Here is a 15,032-nt window from a genome sequence, read left to right on the forward strand (position 1 = left end):
CGATCTAGGAGGAATTAGAATGAGTTTGTTAGATAAAACACGCAAAATTAATTCGATGTTGCAAAAGGCTGCTGGCCGGCCGGTGAATTTCAAGGAAATGGCTGAAACTTTGAGCGAAGTGATTGAAGCGAATGTGTATGTTGTTAGCCGCCGCGGCAAGCTGCTGGGGCTTGCGGCGAACCAGCATATTGAGAATGAGCGTACGAAAAAAATATTTGAGGATCGCCAGTTCCCTGAAGAATATACGAACAGCCTGTTTAACATTACTGAAACATCGCCAAACTTAACGGTTGAAAGTGAGTACACCGCATTTCCGGTTGAAAACAAAGACTTGTTTGCAAAAGGCTTGACAACCATTGTTCCAATTGTGGGCGGCGGCGAAAGAATCGGAACTTTAATTTTGGCGCGCCTTGAACGGGAATTCAACGATGAAGACCTCGTGCTGGCTGAATACGGTGCAACCGTTGTCGGCATGGAAATTTTGCGTGAAAAAGCGGAGGAAATTGAAGAAGAAGCACGCAGCAAAGCGGTTGTCCAAATGGCAATCAGCTCCTTGTCGTACAGTGAATTGGAAGCCATTGAACATATCTTTGAAGAATTAAACGGCAAAGAAGGGCTGCTTGTTGCTTCCAAAATCGCAGACCGCGTCGGCATTACACGTTCTGTTATCGTAAATGCCTTACGCAAACTGGAAAGCGCCGGAGTAATCGAGTCCCGTTCGCTCGGTATGAAAGGAACTTACATTAAAGTGCTGAACGATAAGTTCCTGGTTGAACTGGAAAAAGTCCGTTCCAATTAAGTTTACGTTCGTCGGTCTTTGCAGGCGCGGAGATAAGCATATCCTGCAGGTAACGCTTCCGGGCTTCGCTGCGCCTGCCTGCAAAATGATATAGATGAGTAAAAAAGGGATACAATAATTGTATCCCTTTTTTACTGGAAGCCATTGACATGATCGGACATCATTCCCCTAGAAATGCTAAATCCTATAAATATCTGCCAATTCTATGGAATATCGAAAAATATTCCAACTCTTAAAATTAAAAAGAAAAATGCATAAATATGCGCGAATGGGAATTGGAAAAATGAGTAAAATTTTCACTCCTGCCAGCCTATCAATGGCGCCGTATCCTCCTCCGATTCGTTGAAAGAAAAACTTTCTTTCCTCTCTTTTAATCCAAAAGGCCTATTTTAAACTTTTGATTAAAATTTTTCACTTATTTTATAAATATCTTCATTTACAGCCCGATTTGAAACAATTAAAATAAATGTTAGCAAACAATTTGTCGTATAAAAGAAAAAATTGTCATGTGCTTGTAAAGAGGTGCAGAAGATGAACTTGTTTTCAACCACGTTTACGTCGCTTGAAAATGCCCTCCAGTATGCTTCCTTGAGGCAGAAAGTCATTTCCAACAATATTGCGAATGCCGATACGCCGAATTATAAAGCGCAGGATGTGAGCTTTAAAAATGTACTTCAGGATTCGGTCGATTCCATCAAAACGTACCGGACGGATCCCCGGCACTTTGATTTTTCCACAGACACTGCGGGCGCCAGTATCGTAACAGAACCAAACGTTACATACAATAACAACGGAAACAGTGTCGACGTTGACACTGAAATGGCCAATCTGGCAAGCAATCAGATTTATTACGAATCATTGATAGAGTTGGAGAAAGGCAAGCTTTCATCCTTGCTAAATGTTGTGAAAGGAGGACAATAGGATGTCTATGTTCTCTGGAATGAACATCTCTGCCTCAGCGCTGTCGGCCCAGCGCTTGCGGATGGATGTGATTTCATCGAATATTGCGAATGCCGATACGACAAGGGATACATATGTGAACGGGAAATGGCAGCCGTACCGCAGAAAAGAAGTCGTGCTTTCAACAGGCTCGGGTTCTTTTTCTTCCATTTTCCGGTCGAAGCTTGGCCTTTCCGATGCCGGAAGTGGCGTCCAGGTGGCCGGAATCTTAGAGGATAATTCCGATTTTAAGAAAGTATATAATCCGGATGACCCGGATGCGGACGCGAATGGTTATGTCACGGAACCAAATGTGGATATTTTAAAGGAAATGACCGATATGATCGGCGCCACCCGCTCATATGAAGCGAATGTCACGGCGCTTGACGCTTCCAAAGCGATGTTGATGAAGACATTAGAAATCGGCCAGTGATAAACCTTAGTAAGATCCGAAAAGGAAGGAGATACAAAAATGGCTGTTCAAAATGTAAGTTCGGCAGTGACCAATATTTTCAGCGGACCGTCCCAAAAAACAACAAATGCTTCTTCGTCCGCAAATGGATCCGCCTCGTTTTCCAGCGTGCTTAAACAGTCCATTGAGGCGCTTAACCAAGAGCAGAACAACTCCGACAGCCTGATTACAAAACTTGCAAACGGGGAAAATGTCGATCTTTACCAGGTGATGATCGCTGCCCAAAAAGCGAACATTTCAATGCAGACGGCACTGGAAATCCGGAATAAAGCGGTAGAAGGATACCAGGAAATCATGCGGATGCAGGTGTGAAAAAACCATCCTAAGTATTTTTGCGCAACCAGTCTCCGCAGAATTGCAAGTCTTATATAAAAATGTCCGAAGTTGCTTTTATTGCTTGTTTTACAAGCAGGGCGAAATTACGGGTGGCTGTGATATTATTAATCCATTTGTTCTATTTATGAAACAATGCGAATTTTTTATCCCGGGGGATAATGATGAATGAAAAGTTAAAAAAATCGTTCCAAAACCTTAAAGGGTTTTGGAACAGCAGAAACAAAAAACAGAAAACACTCGGCATATCAGCCGTTATCCTTGTTCTATTGCTTGCTGCGGGTGTAACGTATTTTATGACGAGAACGAAATACTCGCCGCTCTACAGCGGGCTGGACGTCTCCGAAACCGGATCGATCAAGGACGAACTGGATCACGAAGGAATTCCGTCGAAAGTTACAGACGGCGGCAAAACGATCGAAGTGCCGGAAGACCAGGTTGATGAATTAAAAGTAAAATTGGCTGCCAAAGGGTTGCCGAAGACCGGCAGCATCGATTATTCCTTTTTCAGCCAAAATGCCAGTTTCGGCATGACGGATAATGAATTTAATGTTGTAAAATTAGATGCAATGCAAACCGAGCTTGAGAACTTGATAGAACAAATGAACGGCGTCGAAAAAGCAAAAGTGATGATTAACCTCCCGAACCAGGGTGTTTTCGTCACCGACAGCCAGGCCAAAGCTTCCGCATCTGTTGTGCTGACGTTAAAAAACGGCTATGAATTGGATCAAAACCAGGTAAAAGCTGTTTATAATCTTGTGTCAAAAAGTGTGCCAAATCTTCCCACTGATAATATCGTCATTATGAACCAGGATTTTGAGTATTATGACTTAAATTCCTCAAATTCTTCCGGCAATGCTTATACCCAGCAGCAATCGATCAAAAAACAGATTGAACGTGATATCCAGCAGCAGGTCCAAACGATGCTTTCCACTTTAATGGGGCCGGGAAAAGCGGTTGTCAATGTAACAGCCGATATTGATTTTACCCAGGAAAAACGCGAGGAAAACCTGGTTGAACCGGTCGACAAAACCAATATGAAAGGCATTGAAATCAGCGCCAAAAAAATTCAGGAAACGTATAAAGGTACCGGCGCCGCAAGCGGAACAACTTCCAGCAGTTCGGATTCGCTCGGTTCTTCTTACATTTCCGGTTCAAACGGGAACGGCACTTATTCAAAAACATCCGATACAATTAATTATGAAGTGAACCGGATCAAACGGAAAATCGTGGAGAGTCCTTACAAAATTCGCGACCTTGGCATTGAAGTTATGGTGGAACCGCCGGTCAGGACAAAGCGGTCTTCCCTGCCTGCATCGCGTTTAAAAGATATTAAAACAATGCTATCAACAATTGTGCGTACCTCAATTGATAAATCAAGCGGCACGAATTTATCAAACCGTTCGGTAGCGAATAAAATATCGGTTTCCGTCCAGCCATTTGCAGCGAACGCAACGGCCAATACGGCAAAGTCATCCGCTATTCCATGGTGGGTTTACGCAATTGGCGGAGCGCTACTTCTCGTCATTGCGGCACTCGTCTTCTTTATGGTCCGCGGCAGAAGAAAAGAGAATCAGGAAGAAGAAGAATTTGTGGAAGAAGCAGCCGAAACGACAACTCCAATTGAAATTCCGGACGTGAATGAGGAAAAAGAAACAGAAGCAACAGCACGAAGGAAGCAGCTCGAAAAACTGGCGAAAGAAAAACCGGATGAGTTTGCAAAACTATTGCGGTCATGGCTTTCTGAATAGGGGGGATGATATGGCCACGAAAGAGAAACCTTTGTCCGGCAAAGAAAAAGCAGCCATTCTCCTGATTGCGCTCGGCCCGGATGTGGCGGCTTCCGTATACAAACATTTGACGGAGGAAGAAATCGAAAAGCTGACGCTGGAAATATCCGCTGTAAGAAAAGTGAACAGCGAGACGAAAGAACAAGTTTTAAACGAATTTCATCATATCGCTTTAGCGCAGGACTATATTTCCCAGGGTGGAATCGGCTACGCGAAAACGATTCTTGAAAAAGCGCTCGGCCCGGAGCAGGCAGCCTCTATTATTAACCGATTAACATCATCCCTGCAGGTGCGGCCATTTGATTTTGCAAGAAAAGCCGATGCTGCTCAAATCCTGAATTTTATCCAGGACGAACACCCGCAGACGATCGCCCTGATTTTATCGTATCTTGATCCGGAAAAAGCGGGGCAGATTCTTTCCGAGCTTCCGCCTGAAATGCAGGGGGACATCGCAAGAAGAATTGCTTTAATGGAGGGCACCTCCCCGGAAATTATCAGCGAAGTTGAATCGATCCTGGAGAGAAAATTGTCGGCCACCGTGACACAGGACTATACGCAGACGGGCGGAATTGAATCTGTTGTTGAAGTCCTGAACGGTGTCGACCGTGCCACGGAAAAAACGATATTGGACTCGCTTGAGTTGAAAGATCCGGAACTTGCCGAAGAAATCAAGAAGAGAATGTTTGTATTCGAAGACATTGTGACTTTGGACAACCGTTCGATCCAGCGCGTGATCCGCGAATGCGATAATGAAGATTTGATTTTGTCCCTGAAAGCATCAAGCGATGAAGTTAAGGAAATTATTTTCCGGAATATGTCGACCCGCATGGCCGATTCGATCAAAGAAGAAATGGAATATATGGGCCCGGTGCGCCTGCGCGAAGTTGAAGAAGCCCAGTCGAGAATCGTTTCCATTATCCGCAGGCTCGAAGACAGCGGCGAAATCATTGTTGCGAGAAACGGAGGGGACGATATCATTGTCTAATATTATTAAAACAAAGCGCAATGCAAATGTTGTTTCCCAAACCAGACTGATCGGCGTGCGCGCGCTGCCTGTTTTTCCGGCGGGCGGTAGAGACGCTGAAGAAGTTCATGCACTGAGACAGAAACTTTTCGCAAAATACCAATCCGAAGCGGAACAGCTGCTTGCAGACAGCCAAAAAGAAGCAGAAGCAATCCGCCGGCAGATCGAAGAAGAAAAAAAGACCTGGGAAGAAGATAAAGCCAGACTGATCGAGGAAGCGAGGAGCCAAGGGTTTGAAGCCGGCTATGCCGACGGCCGCAAAGAGGGGTTGGAAAGCTTCCGGGAAAACATCCGTGCGTCCGTTCAAATTGTTGACCGCTCGAAACAGGCTTATAAAAAGCATTTGGAAGCGTCCGAAAAAGAAATTTTGGACATTGCGATGAAAGCAGCGGGCCATATTTTGCACGACACGATTGAAACCTCGCCGGAAAAAATTCTTTCCATCGTAAAATCCGTTTTGAAAGAAGCGATCGGGTATAAAGAAGTTGATCTCCATGTCCACCCAGGGCAGTATGCTTTTGTGATGGACAACAAAGAAGACATTGATGCTATTTTCCCGAATGATACGAAGTGTTATGTATATCCGGACGAGTCGCTTGAACCGTTCCAAGTCTTTATCGAGAGCGGCAGTGGCAGAATTGATGCAAGTCTTGACAGCCAATTGGCGGAATTGAAGGCAAGGCTGATGGAACTGCTTGAGGATGATGCGAATTGAAAGCTGCCAAACTCGTGAATTATATATCCGAAATCCATACATTTAAACATTACGGAAAAGTAAAAAGAGTGATTGGCTTAATGATCGAATCACTTGGGCCTAAAAGTTCGATTGGAGATGTATGCTATATCCACGTTGAAACCAAACAAAATCCGAAAAAAATTCTTGCCGAGGTAGTCGGCTTTAGGGATGGAAATGTTATTTTAATGCCGTATACCAATATCCAGGAAATTTCGCCGGGGAGCCTGGTGGAAGCAACCGGGAAACCGATGCAGGTAAAAGCAGGGCCCCAGCTGTTGGGTAAAACGATTGATCCTTTGGGTAATCCGCTTGATTCGTCGCCGCTTCCAGCCGGTTTGAAATCGATTCCGATCGACCGCATGCCCCCGAACCCTCTTATGCGGCCGCCGATCAGGGAGCCGATTGAACTCGGCGTCCGCGCAATCGACAGTTTGCTGACGGTAGGTAAGGGGCAGCGGATCGGCATTTTTGCCGGCAGCGGCGTCGGCAAGAGCACGTTGCTAGGTATGATCGCACGCAATACGAACGCCGATTTGAATGTGATTGCCCTCATCGGCGAGCGGGGAAGGGAAGTAAGAGAATTTATCGAGCGGGATCTCGGCCCTGAAGGACTGAAAAAATCGATCGTTGTCGTAGCAACATCCGACCAGCCTGCCCTAATGCGGATAAAAGGAGCCTATACGGCAACCGCGATAGCGGAATATTTCAGGGACCGCGGCATGGACGTCATGTTTATGATGGATTCGGTTACCCGCGTTGCGATGGCGCAGCGCGAAGTCGGGCTTGCAACAGGGGAACCGCCTGCAACAAAAGGGTACACCCCTTCTGTCTTTGCGATTTTGCCGAAACTGCTTGAAAGAACCGGGACAAATGAATCCGGAACCATTACCGGCATTTACACTGTGCTGGTTGACGCTGATGATTTGAACGAACCCATTGCCGATACGGTGCGCGGGATTTTGGACGGGCATTTTGTATTGGACAGGGATTTGGCCAATAAAGGGCAGTATCCTGCGATCAATATTTTAAAAAGCGTCAGCCGGCTGATGGGCCAGCTGGTGGACGATGCGCACAAAAAAGCGGCGGAAAAAATCCGCGAACAGTTAAGCACCTATTTAAATTCGGAAGACTTGATCAATATCGGAGCTTATAAACCGGGGGCCTCAAAAGAAATTGACGAGGCAATTGAACGTTACCCGAAAATCATTTCTTTCATTAAACAAAGCACAGGGCAAAAATGCAGCATGGAAGAAAGCACTCAGGCTTTAATCCAATTGGCGGAAACAGGTGACTGGGCATGAACTACCATTATAAATTTGAAAAAATACTGGATGTAAAAGAAAGGGAAAAAGATGAGGCGCTTTCTGCTTATCAAAATGCTATTCGGGCTTTTGAAAACGTGGCCCGCGAACTCTACACGCTTTTGAAAAAGAAAGAAGACCTCGAATCGTACCAGGCAGAAAAAATGGCATCGGGCTTATCTGTCCAGAAAATCAGGCATTACCGAAAGTTTATTGATGATATGGAAAAAACGATCAATCACTATCAACAGCTCGTTGTGAAAGCAAGAAACCAGATGAATTGGTACCAGCAAAAACTTCAAGAAAAAAATATTGAAGTCAAGAAATACGAAAAAATGAGAGATAAAGATTACAGCCGTTTTCTTGAGAAGTTAAAAATGTTGGAAGAAAAACAGGCGGATGAGATCTCCACCCAGGCATTTTTCCGCAAGTCCTGAAACGGGGTGATGACATGGGCAAAAAGCAAGAAGAAATTGAAGCAATCGACGAAAAGAAGAGCGGCAGCAAATTACAGTGGTTTTTTTACGTCGTCCTGATCCCGCTGCTGTTTGCGATTGCGGTGGGGCTGATTGTTGCAACCTTCTCGGGTGTAAATGTCATAAGCGAAGCAGCCGGCATTGGGCATAAAGTGGCCGGGATTTTCGGTTCGGGCGAAGATAAGCAGAATCAAAACCAGGGCGGGACGTATTCCGCAAAGCAGTACGTCGGTCAGATCGATTCATTAAAAAAGCAGATGGAACAAAAAGACAAGGAGATCAGCAAACTACAATCCGAGCTCGACAAAAGCCAGCAAAACAACTTGAAAATGAAACAAACTGTTTTGGATTTGCAGTCGCAGTTAAAGAAAGCGCAGCAAACACAGGCGGCAAACAAGAAAAAATTAAAAGAAATTGCGAGCACATATGAAAATATGAATCCGGATAATGCAGCGGCGATTATTGAGAAAATGAGCGATACGGAAGCAACGCAGATTCTTTCGCAGCTCAGCTCTGAAACGCTTGCCGGCGTGCTTGAGAAAATGAGTGCCAGTAAGGCGGCAAAATACACGCAACTGCTTTCCCAAAAAGGGTCATAATGCAGGTTGCAAAACTTGAAAGGAGGTGAAATACATGAACGTGGGCCTGGCGCAACAAATCATACTAATTTCGACAATTGGGGCGCAAGGGGGAGCAAATGCCGCCCTGCAACCATCAACAGGTTTTTTAAACGTTTTAAACTTGTTCAATGCAGCACAGAACGCGAATAGCAGCCAAATGGCGGGTGATTTGTCCGTTATTGATTTTTATCAAAATCTTCAGCAAATGATTACTGAATTTTTAGATCAAACTGCAGCCGACCTTGGAAGTGCACCATCAAATGGGGATAGCAGCGAAAGCGGGGGTGGGGAAAGGATGGAAATAATTTCCAAACTTTCTAACCTGCTTGCCAAATTAGCCAATCCGGCTGACGGGAACAGCAAAAAATTATTGCAAGAAACGAAGACTGCGATGGAAAATCATGATTCAGCGGACGCAGTTGTGAGTATGGTCAATTTAATGGGAATTTTGCCTGTTGCATCACTGCAAAAGCTGAGCCTGCCCGATATAGAAGCACTGCTTGAGCAAGCAAAATCTATTGAGGAAGAATATCCCATCACCGTCGAAATGGGCATTAAAATTGTAAAAATGTCTGAGCAGTTAAGCCAACTATCCCAAAAAATTGATAGCTATTTAAAAACCTATATAGAGAATGATGCCGACCAAGGCCAAACCGTTTCCGGGAAACAGCCGCGATTGGGCATGCAGGAGAAAGAAGAAATTTTAAAAACGGCTTATTTGCATGCCACCGGCGGATTTTCGGATGGGTCTGATTTTGCTGATGGAAAGCCTGCCAGCGGTCCGTTTGCAGAGGAAACTTTGGACAGGCCAATACCGGAAAAAAGCAATGCAGCTTCCGGCAGTTCAAATACGGGGCAAAACGCTTCCGTGAACAACAGAATCCCGCTTGCAGGACGGCTAAATCGTGAAGGGAATACCACCCAAAGGGCCGTACTGCAAACCGGCAATGGGATCCAATCTGCGGGAAGCGGGCAGGAAACCGTAGGGAAACCGTTCAATGATCTTTCAGGAAAAGCTTTGCTGGAAATTACACAGAACACCGGGCAGGTTAAAACGACACAGCCGGGGGGTAGCCGGCCGAATATGGCAGGTGAATTTTTACGGGCAACCATACCGGATTCGATACAGGGCACCGGCGTGCAGCAGCCGGTAAACACGGTACAGGATCCCAACGGATTGCCGGCAGTTAAAAACGCCAGTTCTAGTCACGGGGATGAATTGCATCCTGGGGAAATTGCCCGGCCCCATTCAGATTTAAAAACGGAAACAGATCCTGTTGCCCAAACTTATAACAATACAGGCAAATTCGAACACATTACAATCTCCTCCGGCGAAAAAGACAGCCCGGTTTCGTACCGAAAGTTTGTCCAGGAATTTACAAATATGATCCAAAAAGCGGCTTATTCAAACCAGAAAGGCACAACCAAACTGCTGATCCGGCTTGAACCAGAGCATTTAGGTTCATTAAGGGTGGAGCTTTTGGAGCAAAATGGCAGGTTGGAAGCAAAAATTATTACAAATACCGGGGCAGCAAAAGATTTGCTCGACTCCCAGCTGCAGCAACTTAAAGAGGCTTTGGCCGTGCAGCATGTGCAGTTAACAAAAATGGATGTTCTAAATAGAGATCAGGTAACACAAAATGCAAACAGCCAGCCGCAAATGCAGGGGGAGCAGGAAAGGCGGCAGCCTCAACAACAAAAGCGGCAAAAAGCAAAAGAATCAGGCCGATTTTCAGCTGTTTTACAAAGCAATATATTCGAAACGGAAGCGTAGGTGAACATGTTGACCTCTATTGACACAAGCCTGCTATTGAGCAGCGCTCATTCAACTTCCAAAAACACTAGCAGTGGAAGCAATACATTAGATGATAAAGATGCTTTTTTAAAAATTTTAATCGCGCAGCTTGAAAATCAGGACCCAACCAATCCGATGGACGACACGGAATTCGTTTCGCAAATGGCCCAATTTTCAACATTGGAACAAATGACGAATTTAGCGTCCTACATGGAAAATTTGATTGAAGCGGAACAGCAAACTTACATCGGCAAGGAAGTTTCCTGGAGCAAGACAGTGACTGCGGATGACGGCACAACGTCCACTTCTTCGGGAACTGGCACCATTACCGGTGTTACATTCGGTGATGATCATTCCGTGACGTTCACGTTAAATGACGGGACGGAAATCAGTTCTTCCAATATTAAGAAAATCATTGGCGGTACTTCCACTGAATCAGCCTTGATCCAGGCAAGCTATTTAATTGGAAAAGAAGTAACCTATAAAAATGATGCGGGAGAAGAGGAAACCGCTGCGGTAAGCGCTGTTTCCATCCAAAACGGGACGGCGGTCTTCACACTGGATAATGGGGAAAAAATTACAATCGCGCAGTTCTCCAAAATTGCAAACTAGGAAGTGATTGAATGGATAAATGGCATCCATCCATTCCACTGCAGCAATCCGAGCCTTTTCGTTCTTTTAGTCGAACAAGCCGAACCGCGCAGAATCAGAATCAGGCAAGCGGCTTTTCAGGGTATTTGCAGCAGGCGCTGATGGAACCATCCAATCCTGTTTCTTTGAAAATTAGTAAACATGCAAGCGAAAGGCTGCAAGAGCGCGGAATTAAATTGGATGCTTCAACATGGAAGCAAATCGGCAGTAAAGTAGCGGAAGCAAAACAAAAAGGATTGAATGAAACGCTTGTTCTTGTAAATGATGCAGCATTGATTGTCAGCGCGAAAAATTCGACCGTCATTACTGCAATGGGCCGAAATGAAGCAGGTTCCCAAATATTCAGCAATATTAACGGGGCGATTATTTTAGAATCATAGGCTGGACCGTAATGGAAGCCGCAGCTGCCGAATGACGGAAGCAGCTAAATCAAAAAATGAGAGGGGTTATCTTATGTTACGTTCATTATACTCAGGCGTTAGCGGAATGAAAAATTTCCAAACGAAATTGGATACGATCGGCAATAACATCGCTAATGTAAACACGTACGGCTACAAAAAAAGCCGCGTCACGTTTAAAGATGCGATCAGCCAGACGCTGCAAGGTGCAACGGCCCGAACAAGCGCCCAGCAGGTAGGGCTTGGTTCCCAAATCGGTTCCATAGATACAATCGATACGGAAACAAGCTTTGAATCGACCGGCCGTACGCTCGACTTGGCAATCAGCGGGGACGGGTATTTTAGAGTCAGAGGCAACGATGGGCAGATTTATTACACACGTGCCGGAAATTTCTATTTGGATAGCAATGGTAATATTGTTAATTCCGATGGTTACAGCGTGTTAGGGACAAATGGGAATCCAATACAAATCAATTCGTCAACAGTTTCAAATTTTTCGATCGCATCTGACGGAACAATCACAGATCAAAACGGTGATACAATTGGGACCATTAGCATTGCAACTTTCCCGAACCCGGCCGGTTTGACAAGGGTAGGCGGAAACTTATTTAGGCAAAGTATAAACTCAGGTAATCCAAATACGAATATTACTCCAGGTTCCGGCAGCAATGGCACAATCGAATCCGGCTACCTTGAAATGTCCAATGTCGACTTATCCGAAGAGTTGACCAATATGATCGTTGCGGAACGCGGATTCCAGGCGAACACGCGGATCATCACTACATCGGATGAGATTTTGCAGGAGCTTGTCAATCTGAAACGATAGGGGGCAGGGGCCAGGGCTTTAGCCCCGGCCCGCACTTTGTGATTGAAGTGACAAAATTAAACGGCAGGGCATTTTTGATTAACGCTCTCTTAATCGAAACCGTCGAAAGTATGCCGGATACAAAGATTACCTTAACAAACGGCCATTCTTACATTGTGAAAGAATCAAGCAAAGAAGTTGAACATAAAATCACTGCATTTTACCGGTCCGTTTCTTTGCTTGGAAGAAATACCGGGGAGGTGGGGCCGGAATGAATAAAATGGTGCGTATCATGCTGGTAATGATGTCCGTCATATTACTCGCAGGCATTATTGCCATCATTGTCATTTATAAATCGAATCAGGCAACGCAAGCAACATCGCCAAGTATTGATGATGTTGTAAACTCTTCGGTTGATATCGATACGATGACAACCAATTTAAAGGATAACCATATTGTCCAAATCGCACTCAAAATTGAAGGAAACGATAAAAAGGCAAAAGAAGAACTGACAAAAAGGGATTTTCAAATCAAAGACATTATGATTGATGAACTTTCCAGCATGACGATGCAGGATCTGCAGGGCGTCCAGGGGAAAGAAAAATTTAAAACCGATTTAAAAAACCGGTTAAATAAAATCATGCAGGATGGCCAAGTTGTAAATGTCTACATTACTTCTTACGTCATCCAATAATGCCAGGCCGGCGTCTGTGCAGGAAACAAGGGGCTGTTCAATATCCCGGTTCGGCGCCTGTGTTTTTAAAGAAAGGAGGGTGAGTTTTGCCAGAGGAGATTTTATCGCAGTCTGAAATCGATGCGCTGCTATCCGCATTGTCAACGGGCGAGATGAAGGCCGAAGAAATTAAAAAAGAAGAGACACAGAAAGTCAAAGTATATGATTTCAAACGGGCGCTCCGTTTTTCAAAAGACCAGATCAGGAGCCTGACAAGAATACATGAAAATTTCGCGAGGATCTTGACGACTTTCCTGTCCGCCCAGCTCCGGACATATGTGCAAATTACAGTGGCATCGGCCGACCAGATTCCATATGAAGAGTTTATCCGGTCCATTCCAAAAATGACCATTTTGACGGTTTATGACGTTCCGCCGCTAGAGGGCAGTATCATTATGGAAATCAATCCGAATATCGCTTATACCATGATGGATCGGATGTTGGGGGGCTACGGGGACAGCATTAATAAAATCGAAAAGCTCACCGAAATTGAGAAAAAGCTTATGACAAGGATTTTTGAACAGATGATCGACCAGTTGAGGGAAGCATGGAGTGAAATTGTGGACATCTCCCCCTTTTTATCGGAATTGGAAGTGAACCCGCAATTTCTGCAAATGATTTCCCCAAATGAAACCGTGGTGGTGATTTCCCTTAATACAACGATCGGGGATACAAGCGGCATGATTAATTTGTGCCTGCCGCAAGTCGTACTGGATCCGATGATGCCAAAACTGTCCGGGCATTACTGGATGCAGCAGAACGATAAACAGGCGGATCCGGAGAATATCCGGCTGCTGGAAGAAGGAATTAAAGACGCGAAAGTCCCGCTTGCCGTGGAGCTCGGTACGACAACAATTAAAATAGAAGATTTTCTGAATTTGGAGATTGGCGATTGTATCCGATTAAACCAAACAATTGAAGAGCCCTTAGTCGTTAAAGTCGATAAAATCCCGAAATTTCTCGGACAGCCGGGCAAATCAGGCTCGAAAATGGCTGTCCAGATCATGGACATCATAGAGGAAGGGGAAGTAGAAAAGTATGAGTGATATGCTATCTCAAGAGGAAATCGATGCCCTTCTAAATGGCAATGCCAGTCTGGAAGATACAAGCGCCGCAAAATCCCTGGATGTTGGAGATTATTTGGATTCAATGGAAAAGGATGCGCTCGGGGAAATCGGAAATATTTCTTTCGGAAGCTCCGCGACAGCATTGTCCACATTGCTTTCACAAAAGGTTGAAATTACGACGCCGGAAGTGAGCATAGTCCGGCACGATAATCTGGCGGATGAATTCCCGCATCCGTATGTTGCGATTCAAGTGAAATATACAGAAGGCTTTTCCGGAATTAATGTGCTTGTCATTAAACAGTCAGATGCGGCGATTATTGCGGATCTAATGCTGGGGGGCACAGGGGAAAATCCAAGCAGCGACCTTGATGAAATCCATTTAAGCGCGGTCCAGGAAGCGATGAACCAAATGATGGGTTCCGCCGCGACTTCAATGTCAACGATTTTCAACAAAAGGATCGATATCTCCCCGCCGACGGTATCGGTTTTAAATATTTTGGAAGGGGAAGGTACGGACAAGCTTCCGGATCAGGATCTGCTTGTCAAAGTATCTTTCAGGATTATGATCGGATCTTTAATTGATTCGCAAATTATGCAGCTTTTGCCGCTTACATTCGCGAAAAAACTTGCCCATGACCTCATTCAGCCAGACGATATAGCCGGAGGCAACGGGCAGGAGGAAAAACGCGGGGAAGAAGCCGGTACAGGTCATGTCCATTCTCCCGTTCAGGAGGCAGATGCCAATAAAGACAGCATAAAGCAGGAAACGTACCAAAATGTGCAGCCTGCTGTATTTACAAGTTTTGAAGAAACAGAACCGCATATTGAAACGAAAAACCTTGATATGCTGCTTGATATTCCGCTGCAGGTTACGGTCGAGCTGGGGAGAACATCCAAAACAGTGAGGGAAATTTTGGAAATGGGGCCGGGCTCAATCATTGAACTGGACAAGCTTGCAGGGGAACCTGTCGATATTCTCATTAACCATCAATTAATCGCCATCGGGGAAGTTGTCGTGATTGATGAAAACTTCGGTGTGCGTGTGACAGATATTGTAAGCCAGAAAGACAGGCTAAAAAAATTGAAATAATGG

At 45.1% G+C, this 15,032-nt stretch carries 18 protein-coding genes; all 18 read left to right on the plus strand.

From position 1 onward, the window contains the following. Positions 1-19 precede the first annotated feature (19 nt). Positions 20-799, plus strand: coding sequence for a GTP-sensing pleiotropic transcriptional regulator CodY (gene codY, locus BpJC4_RS00425; RefSeq protein ID WP_151679126.1), 780 nt, complete (start codon positions 20-22; stop codon positions 797-799). Between the two features lie 531 nt (positions 800-1,330). Next, positions 1,331-1,720, plus strand: coding sequence for a flagellar basal body rod protein FlgB (flgB, locus tag BpJC4_RS00430; protein WP_151697399.1), 390 nt, complete (start codon positions 1,331-1,333; stop codon positions 1,718-1,720). A gap of 1 nt (position 1,721) precedes the next feature. Then, positions 1,722-2,171, plus strand: coding sequence for a flagellar basal body rod protein FlgC (gene flgC / locus BpJC4_RS00435; RefSeq protein ID WP_151697400.1), 450 nt, complete (start codon positions 1,722-1,724; stop codon positions 2,169-2,171). Between the two features lie 39 nt (positions 2,172-2,210). Beyond that, a complete protein-coding gene (gene fliE, locus BpJC4_RS00440) occupies positions 2,211-2,522 on the plus strand; it encodes a flagellar hook-basal body complex protein FliE (protein WP_151679129.1) in 312 nt (103 codons plus the stop codon). A 185-nt stretch (positions 2,523-2,707) separates the two neighbouring features. Further along, positions 2,708-4,294, plus strand: a complete 1,587-nt coding sequence (gene fliF / locus BpJC4_RS00445; protein WP_151697401.1) for a flagellar basal-body MS-ring/collar protein FliF — start codon at positions 2,708-2,710, stop codon at positions 4,292-4,294. A gap of 10 nt (positions 4,295-4,304) precedes the next feature. Beyond that, on the plus strand, positions 4,305-5,318 hold the full coding sequence (gene fliG, locus BpJC4_RS00450) for a flagellar motor switch protein FliG (protein ID WP_151679131.1): 1,014 nt from the start codon (positions 4,305-4,307) through the stop codon (positions 5,316-5,318). Then, positions 5,311-6,072, plus strand: coding sequence for a flagellar assembly protein FliH (gene fliH / locus BpJC4_RS00455; protein WP_151697402.1), 762 nt, complete (start codon positions 5,311-5,313; stop codon positions 6,070-6,072). The genes fliG and fliH overlap by 8 nt, the downstream gene beginning before the upstream one ends. Continuing rightward, positions 6,069-7,394: a flagellar protein export ATPase FliI gene (gene fliI, locus BpJC4_RS00460; protein ID WP_151697403.1), complete on the plus strand. Its 1,326-nt coding sequence runs from the start codon at positions 6,069-6,071 to the stop codon at positions 7,392-7,394. Before fliH ends, fliI begins: the two co-directional genes overlap by 4 nt. Further along, a complete protein-coding gene (gene fliJ / locus BpJC4_RS00465) occupies positions 7,391-7,831 on the plus strand; it encodes a flagellar export protein FliJ (protein WP_151697404.1) in 441 nt (146 codons plus the stop codon). Before fliI ends, fliJ begins: the two co-directional genes overlap by 4 nt. Positions 7,832-7,845: 14 nt before the next feature. Further along, positions 7,846-8,469, plus strand: a complete 624-nt coding sequence (locus tag BpJC4_RS00470; RefSeq protein WP_151697405.1) for a MotE family protein — start codon at positions 7,846-7,848, stop codon at positions 8,467-8,469. 34 nt (positions 8,470-8,503) lie between these two features. Beyond that, positions 8,504-10,264, plus strand: a complete 1,761-nt coding sequence (locus tag BpJC4_RS00475; RefSeq protein WP_151697406.1) for a flagellar hook-length control protein FliK — start codon at positions 8,504-8,506, stop codon at positions 10,262-10,264. A gap of 6 nt (positions 10,265-10,270) precedes the next feature. After that, positions 10,271-10,897: a flagellar hook capping FlgD N-terminal domain-containing protein gene (locus BpJC4_RS00480; protein WP_253724273.1), complete on the plus strand. Its 627-nt coding sequence runs from the start codon at positions 10,271-10,273 to the stop codon at positions 10,895-10,897. An 11-nt stretch (positions 10,898-10,908) separates the two neighbouring features. Continuing rightward, the gene (locus BpJC4_RS00485) at positions 10,909-11,316 is read left to right on the plus strand and encodes a TIGR02530 family flagellar biosynthesis protein (RefSeq protein WP_041818962.1); all 408 of its coding nucleotides are present in this window, start codon (positions 10,909-10,911) and stop codon (positions 11,314-11,316) included. Between the two features lie 73 nt (positions 11,317-11,389). Next, positions 11,390-12,160 carry a flagellar basal body rod protein FlgG gene (gene flgG / locus BpJC4_RS00490; protein WP_151697408.1) on the plus strand — a complete coding sequence of 257 codons (771 nt, stop codon included), beginning with the start codon at positions 11,390-11,392 and terminating at the stop codon, positions 12,158-12,160. Between the two features lie 38 nt (positions 12,161-12,198). Next, on the plus strand, positions 12,199-12,414 hold the full coding sequence (locus tag BpJC4_RS00495) for a flagellar FlbD family protein (protein WP_151679139.1): 216 nt from the start codon (positions 12,199-12,201) through the stop codon (positions 12,412-12,414). Beyond that, positions 12,411-12,833 (plus strand): flagellar basal body-associated protein FliL, encoded by a 423-nt coding sequence (fliL, locus tag BpJC4_RS00500; protein ID WP_151679140.1) that lies wholly within the window; start codon positions 12,411-12,413, stop codon positions 12,831-12,833. Before BpJC4_RS00495 ends, fliL begins: the two co-directional genes overlap by 4 nt. A gap of 86 nt (positions 12,834-12,919) precedes the next feature. Then, positions 12,920-13,918: a flagellar motor switch protein FliM gene (gene fliM / locus BpJC4_RS00505; RefSeq protein WP_151679141.1), complete on the plus strand. Its 999-nt coding sequence runs from the start codon at positions 12,920-12,922 to the stop codon at positions 13,916-13,918. Then, entirely contained in the window at positions 13,911-15,029 is a 1,119-nt protein-coding gene (fliY, locus tag BpJC4_RS00510) for a flagellar motor switch phosphatase FliY (RefSeq protein ID WP_151679142.1), read from the plus strand. Before fliM ends, fliY begins: the two co-directional genes overlap by 8 nt. The last annotated feature ends 3 nt before the right edge of the window (positions 15,030-15,032 follow it).

Source organism: Weizmannia acidilactici (assembly GCF_008974185.1).
GTDB classification, from domain to species: Bacteria; Bacillota; Bacilli; order Bacillales; family Bacillaceae_C; genus Weizmannia; species Weizmannia acidilactici.

Excerpts from the sequence above, each read along its gene's own strand:
- fliG (WP_151679131.1), top strand. The coding sequence starts at position 4,305 with ATGGCCACGAAAGAGAAACCTTTGTCCGGCAAAGAAAAAGCAGCCATT.
- codY (WP_151679126.1), top strand. The coding sequence starts at position 20 with ATGAGTTTGTTAGATAAAACACGCAAAATTAATTCGATGTTGCAAAAG.
- fliL (WP_151679140.1), top strand. The coding sequence starts at position 12,411 with ATGAATAAAATGGTGCGTATCATGCTGGTAATGATGTCCGTCATATTA.
- BpJC4_RS00475 (WP_151697406.1), top strand. The coding sequence starts at position 8,504 with ATGAACGTGGGCCTGGCGCAACAAATCATACTAATTTCGACAATTGGG.
- flgB (WP_151697399.1), top strand. The coding sequence starts at position 1,331 with ATGAACTTGTTTTCAACCACGTTTACGTCGCTTGAAAATGCCCTCCAG.
- flgG (WP_151697408.1), top strand. The coding sequence starts at position 11,390 with ATGTTACGTTCATTATACTCAGGCGTTAGCGGAATGAAAAATTTCCAA.
- BpJC4_RS00470 (WP_151697405.1), top strand. The coding sequence starts at position 7,846 with ATGGGCAAAAAGCAAGAAGAAATTGAAGCAATCGACGAAAAGAAGAGC.
- flgC (WP_151697400.1), top strand. The coding sequence starts at position 1,722 with ATGTCTATGTTCTCTGGAATGAACATCTCTGCCTCAGCGCTGTCGGCC.
- fliF (WP_151697401.1), top strand. The coding sequence starts at position 2,708 with ATGAATGAAAAGTTAAAAAAATCGTTCCAAAACCTTAAAGGGTTTTGG.
- fliE (WP_151679129.1), top strand. The coding sequence starts at position 2,211 with ATGGCTGTTCAAAATGTAAGTTCGGCAGTGACCAATATTTTCAGCGGA.
- fliJ (WP_151697404.1), top strand. The coding sequence starts at position 7,391 with ATGAACTACCATTATAAATTTGAAAAAATACTGGATGTAAAAGAAAGG.
- fliY (WP_151679142.1), top strand. The coding sequence starts at position 13,911 with ATGAGTGATATGCTATCTCAAGAGGAAATCGATGCCCTTCTAAATGGC.
- BpJC4_RS00485 (WP_041818962.1), top strand. The coding sequence starts at position 10,909 with ATGGATAAATGGCATCCATCCATTCCACTGCAGCAATCCGAGCCTTTT.
- BpJC4_RS00480 (WP_253724273.1), top strand. The coding sequence starts at position 10,271 with ATGTTGACCTCTATTGACACAAGCCTGCTATTGAGCAGCGCTCATTCA.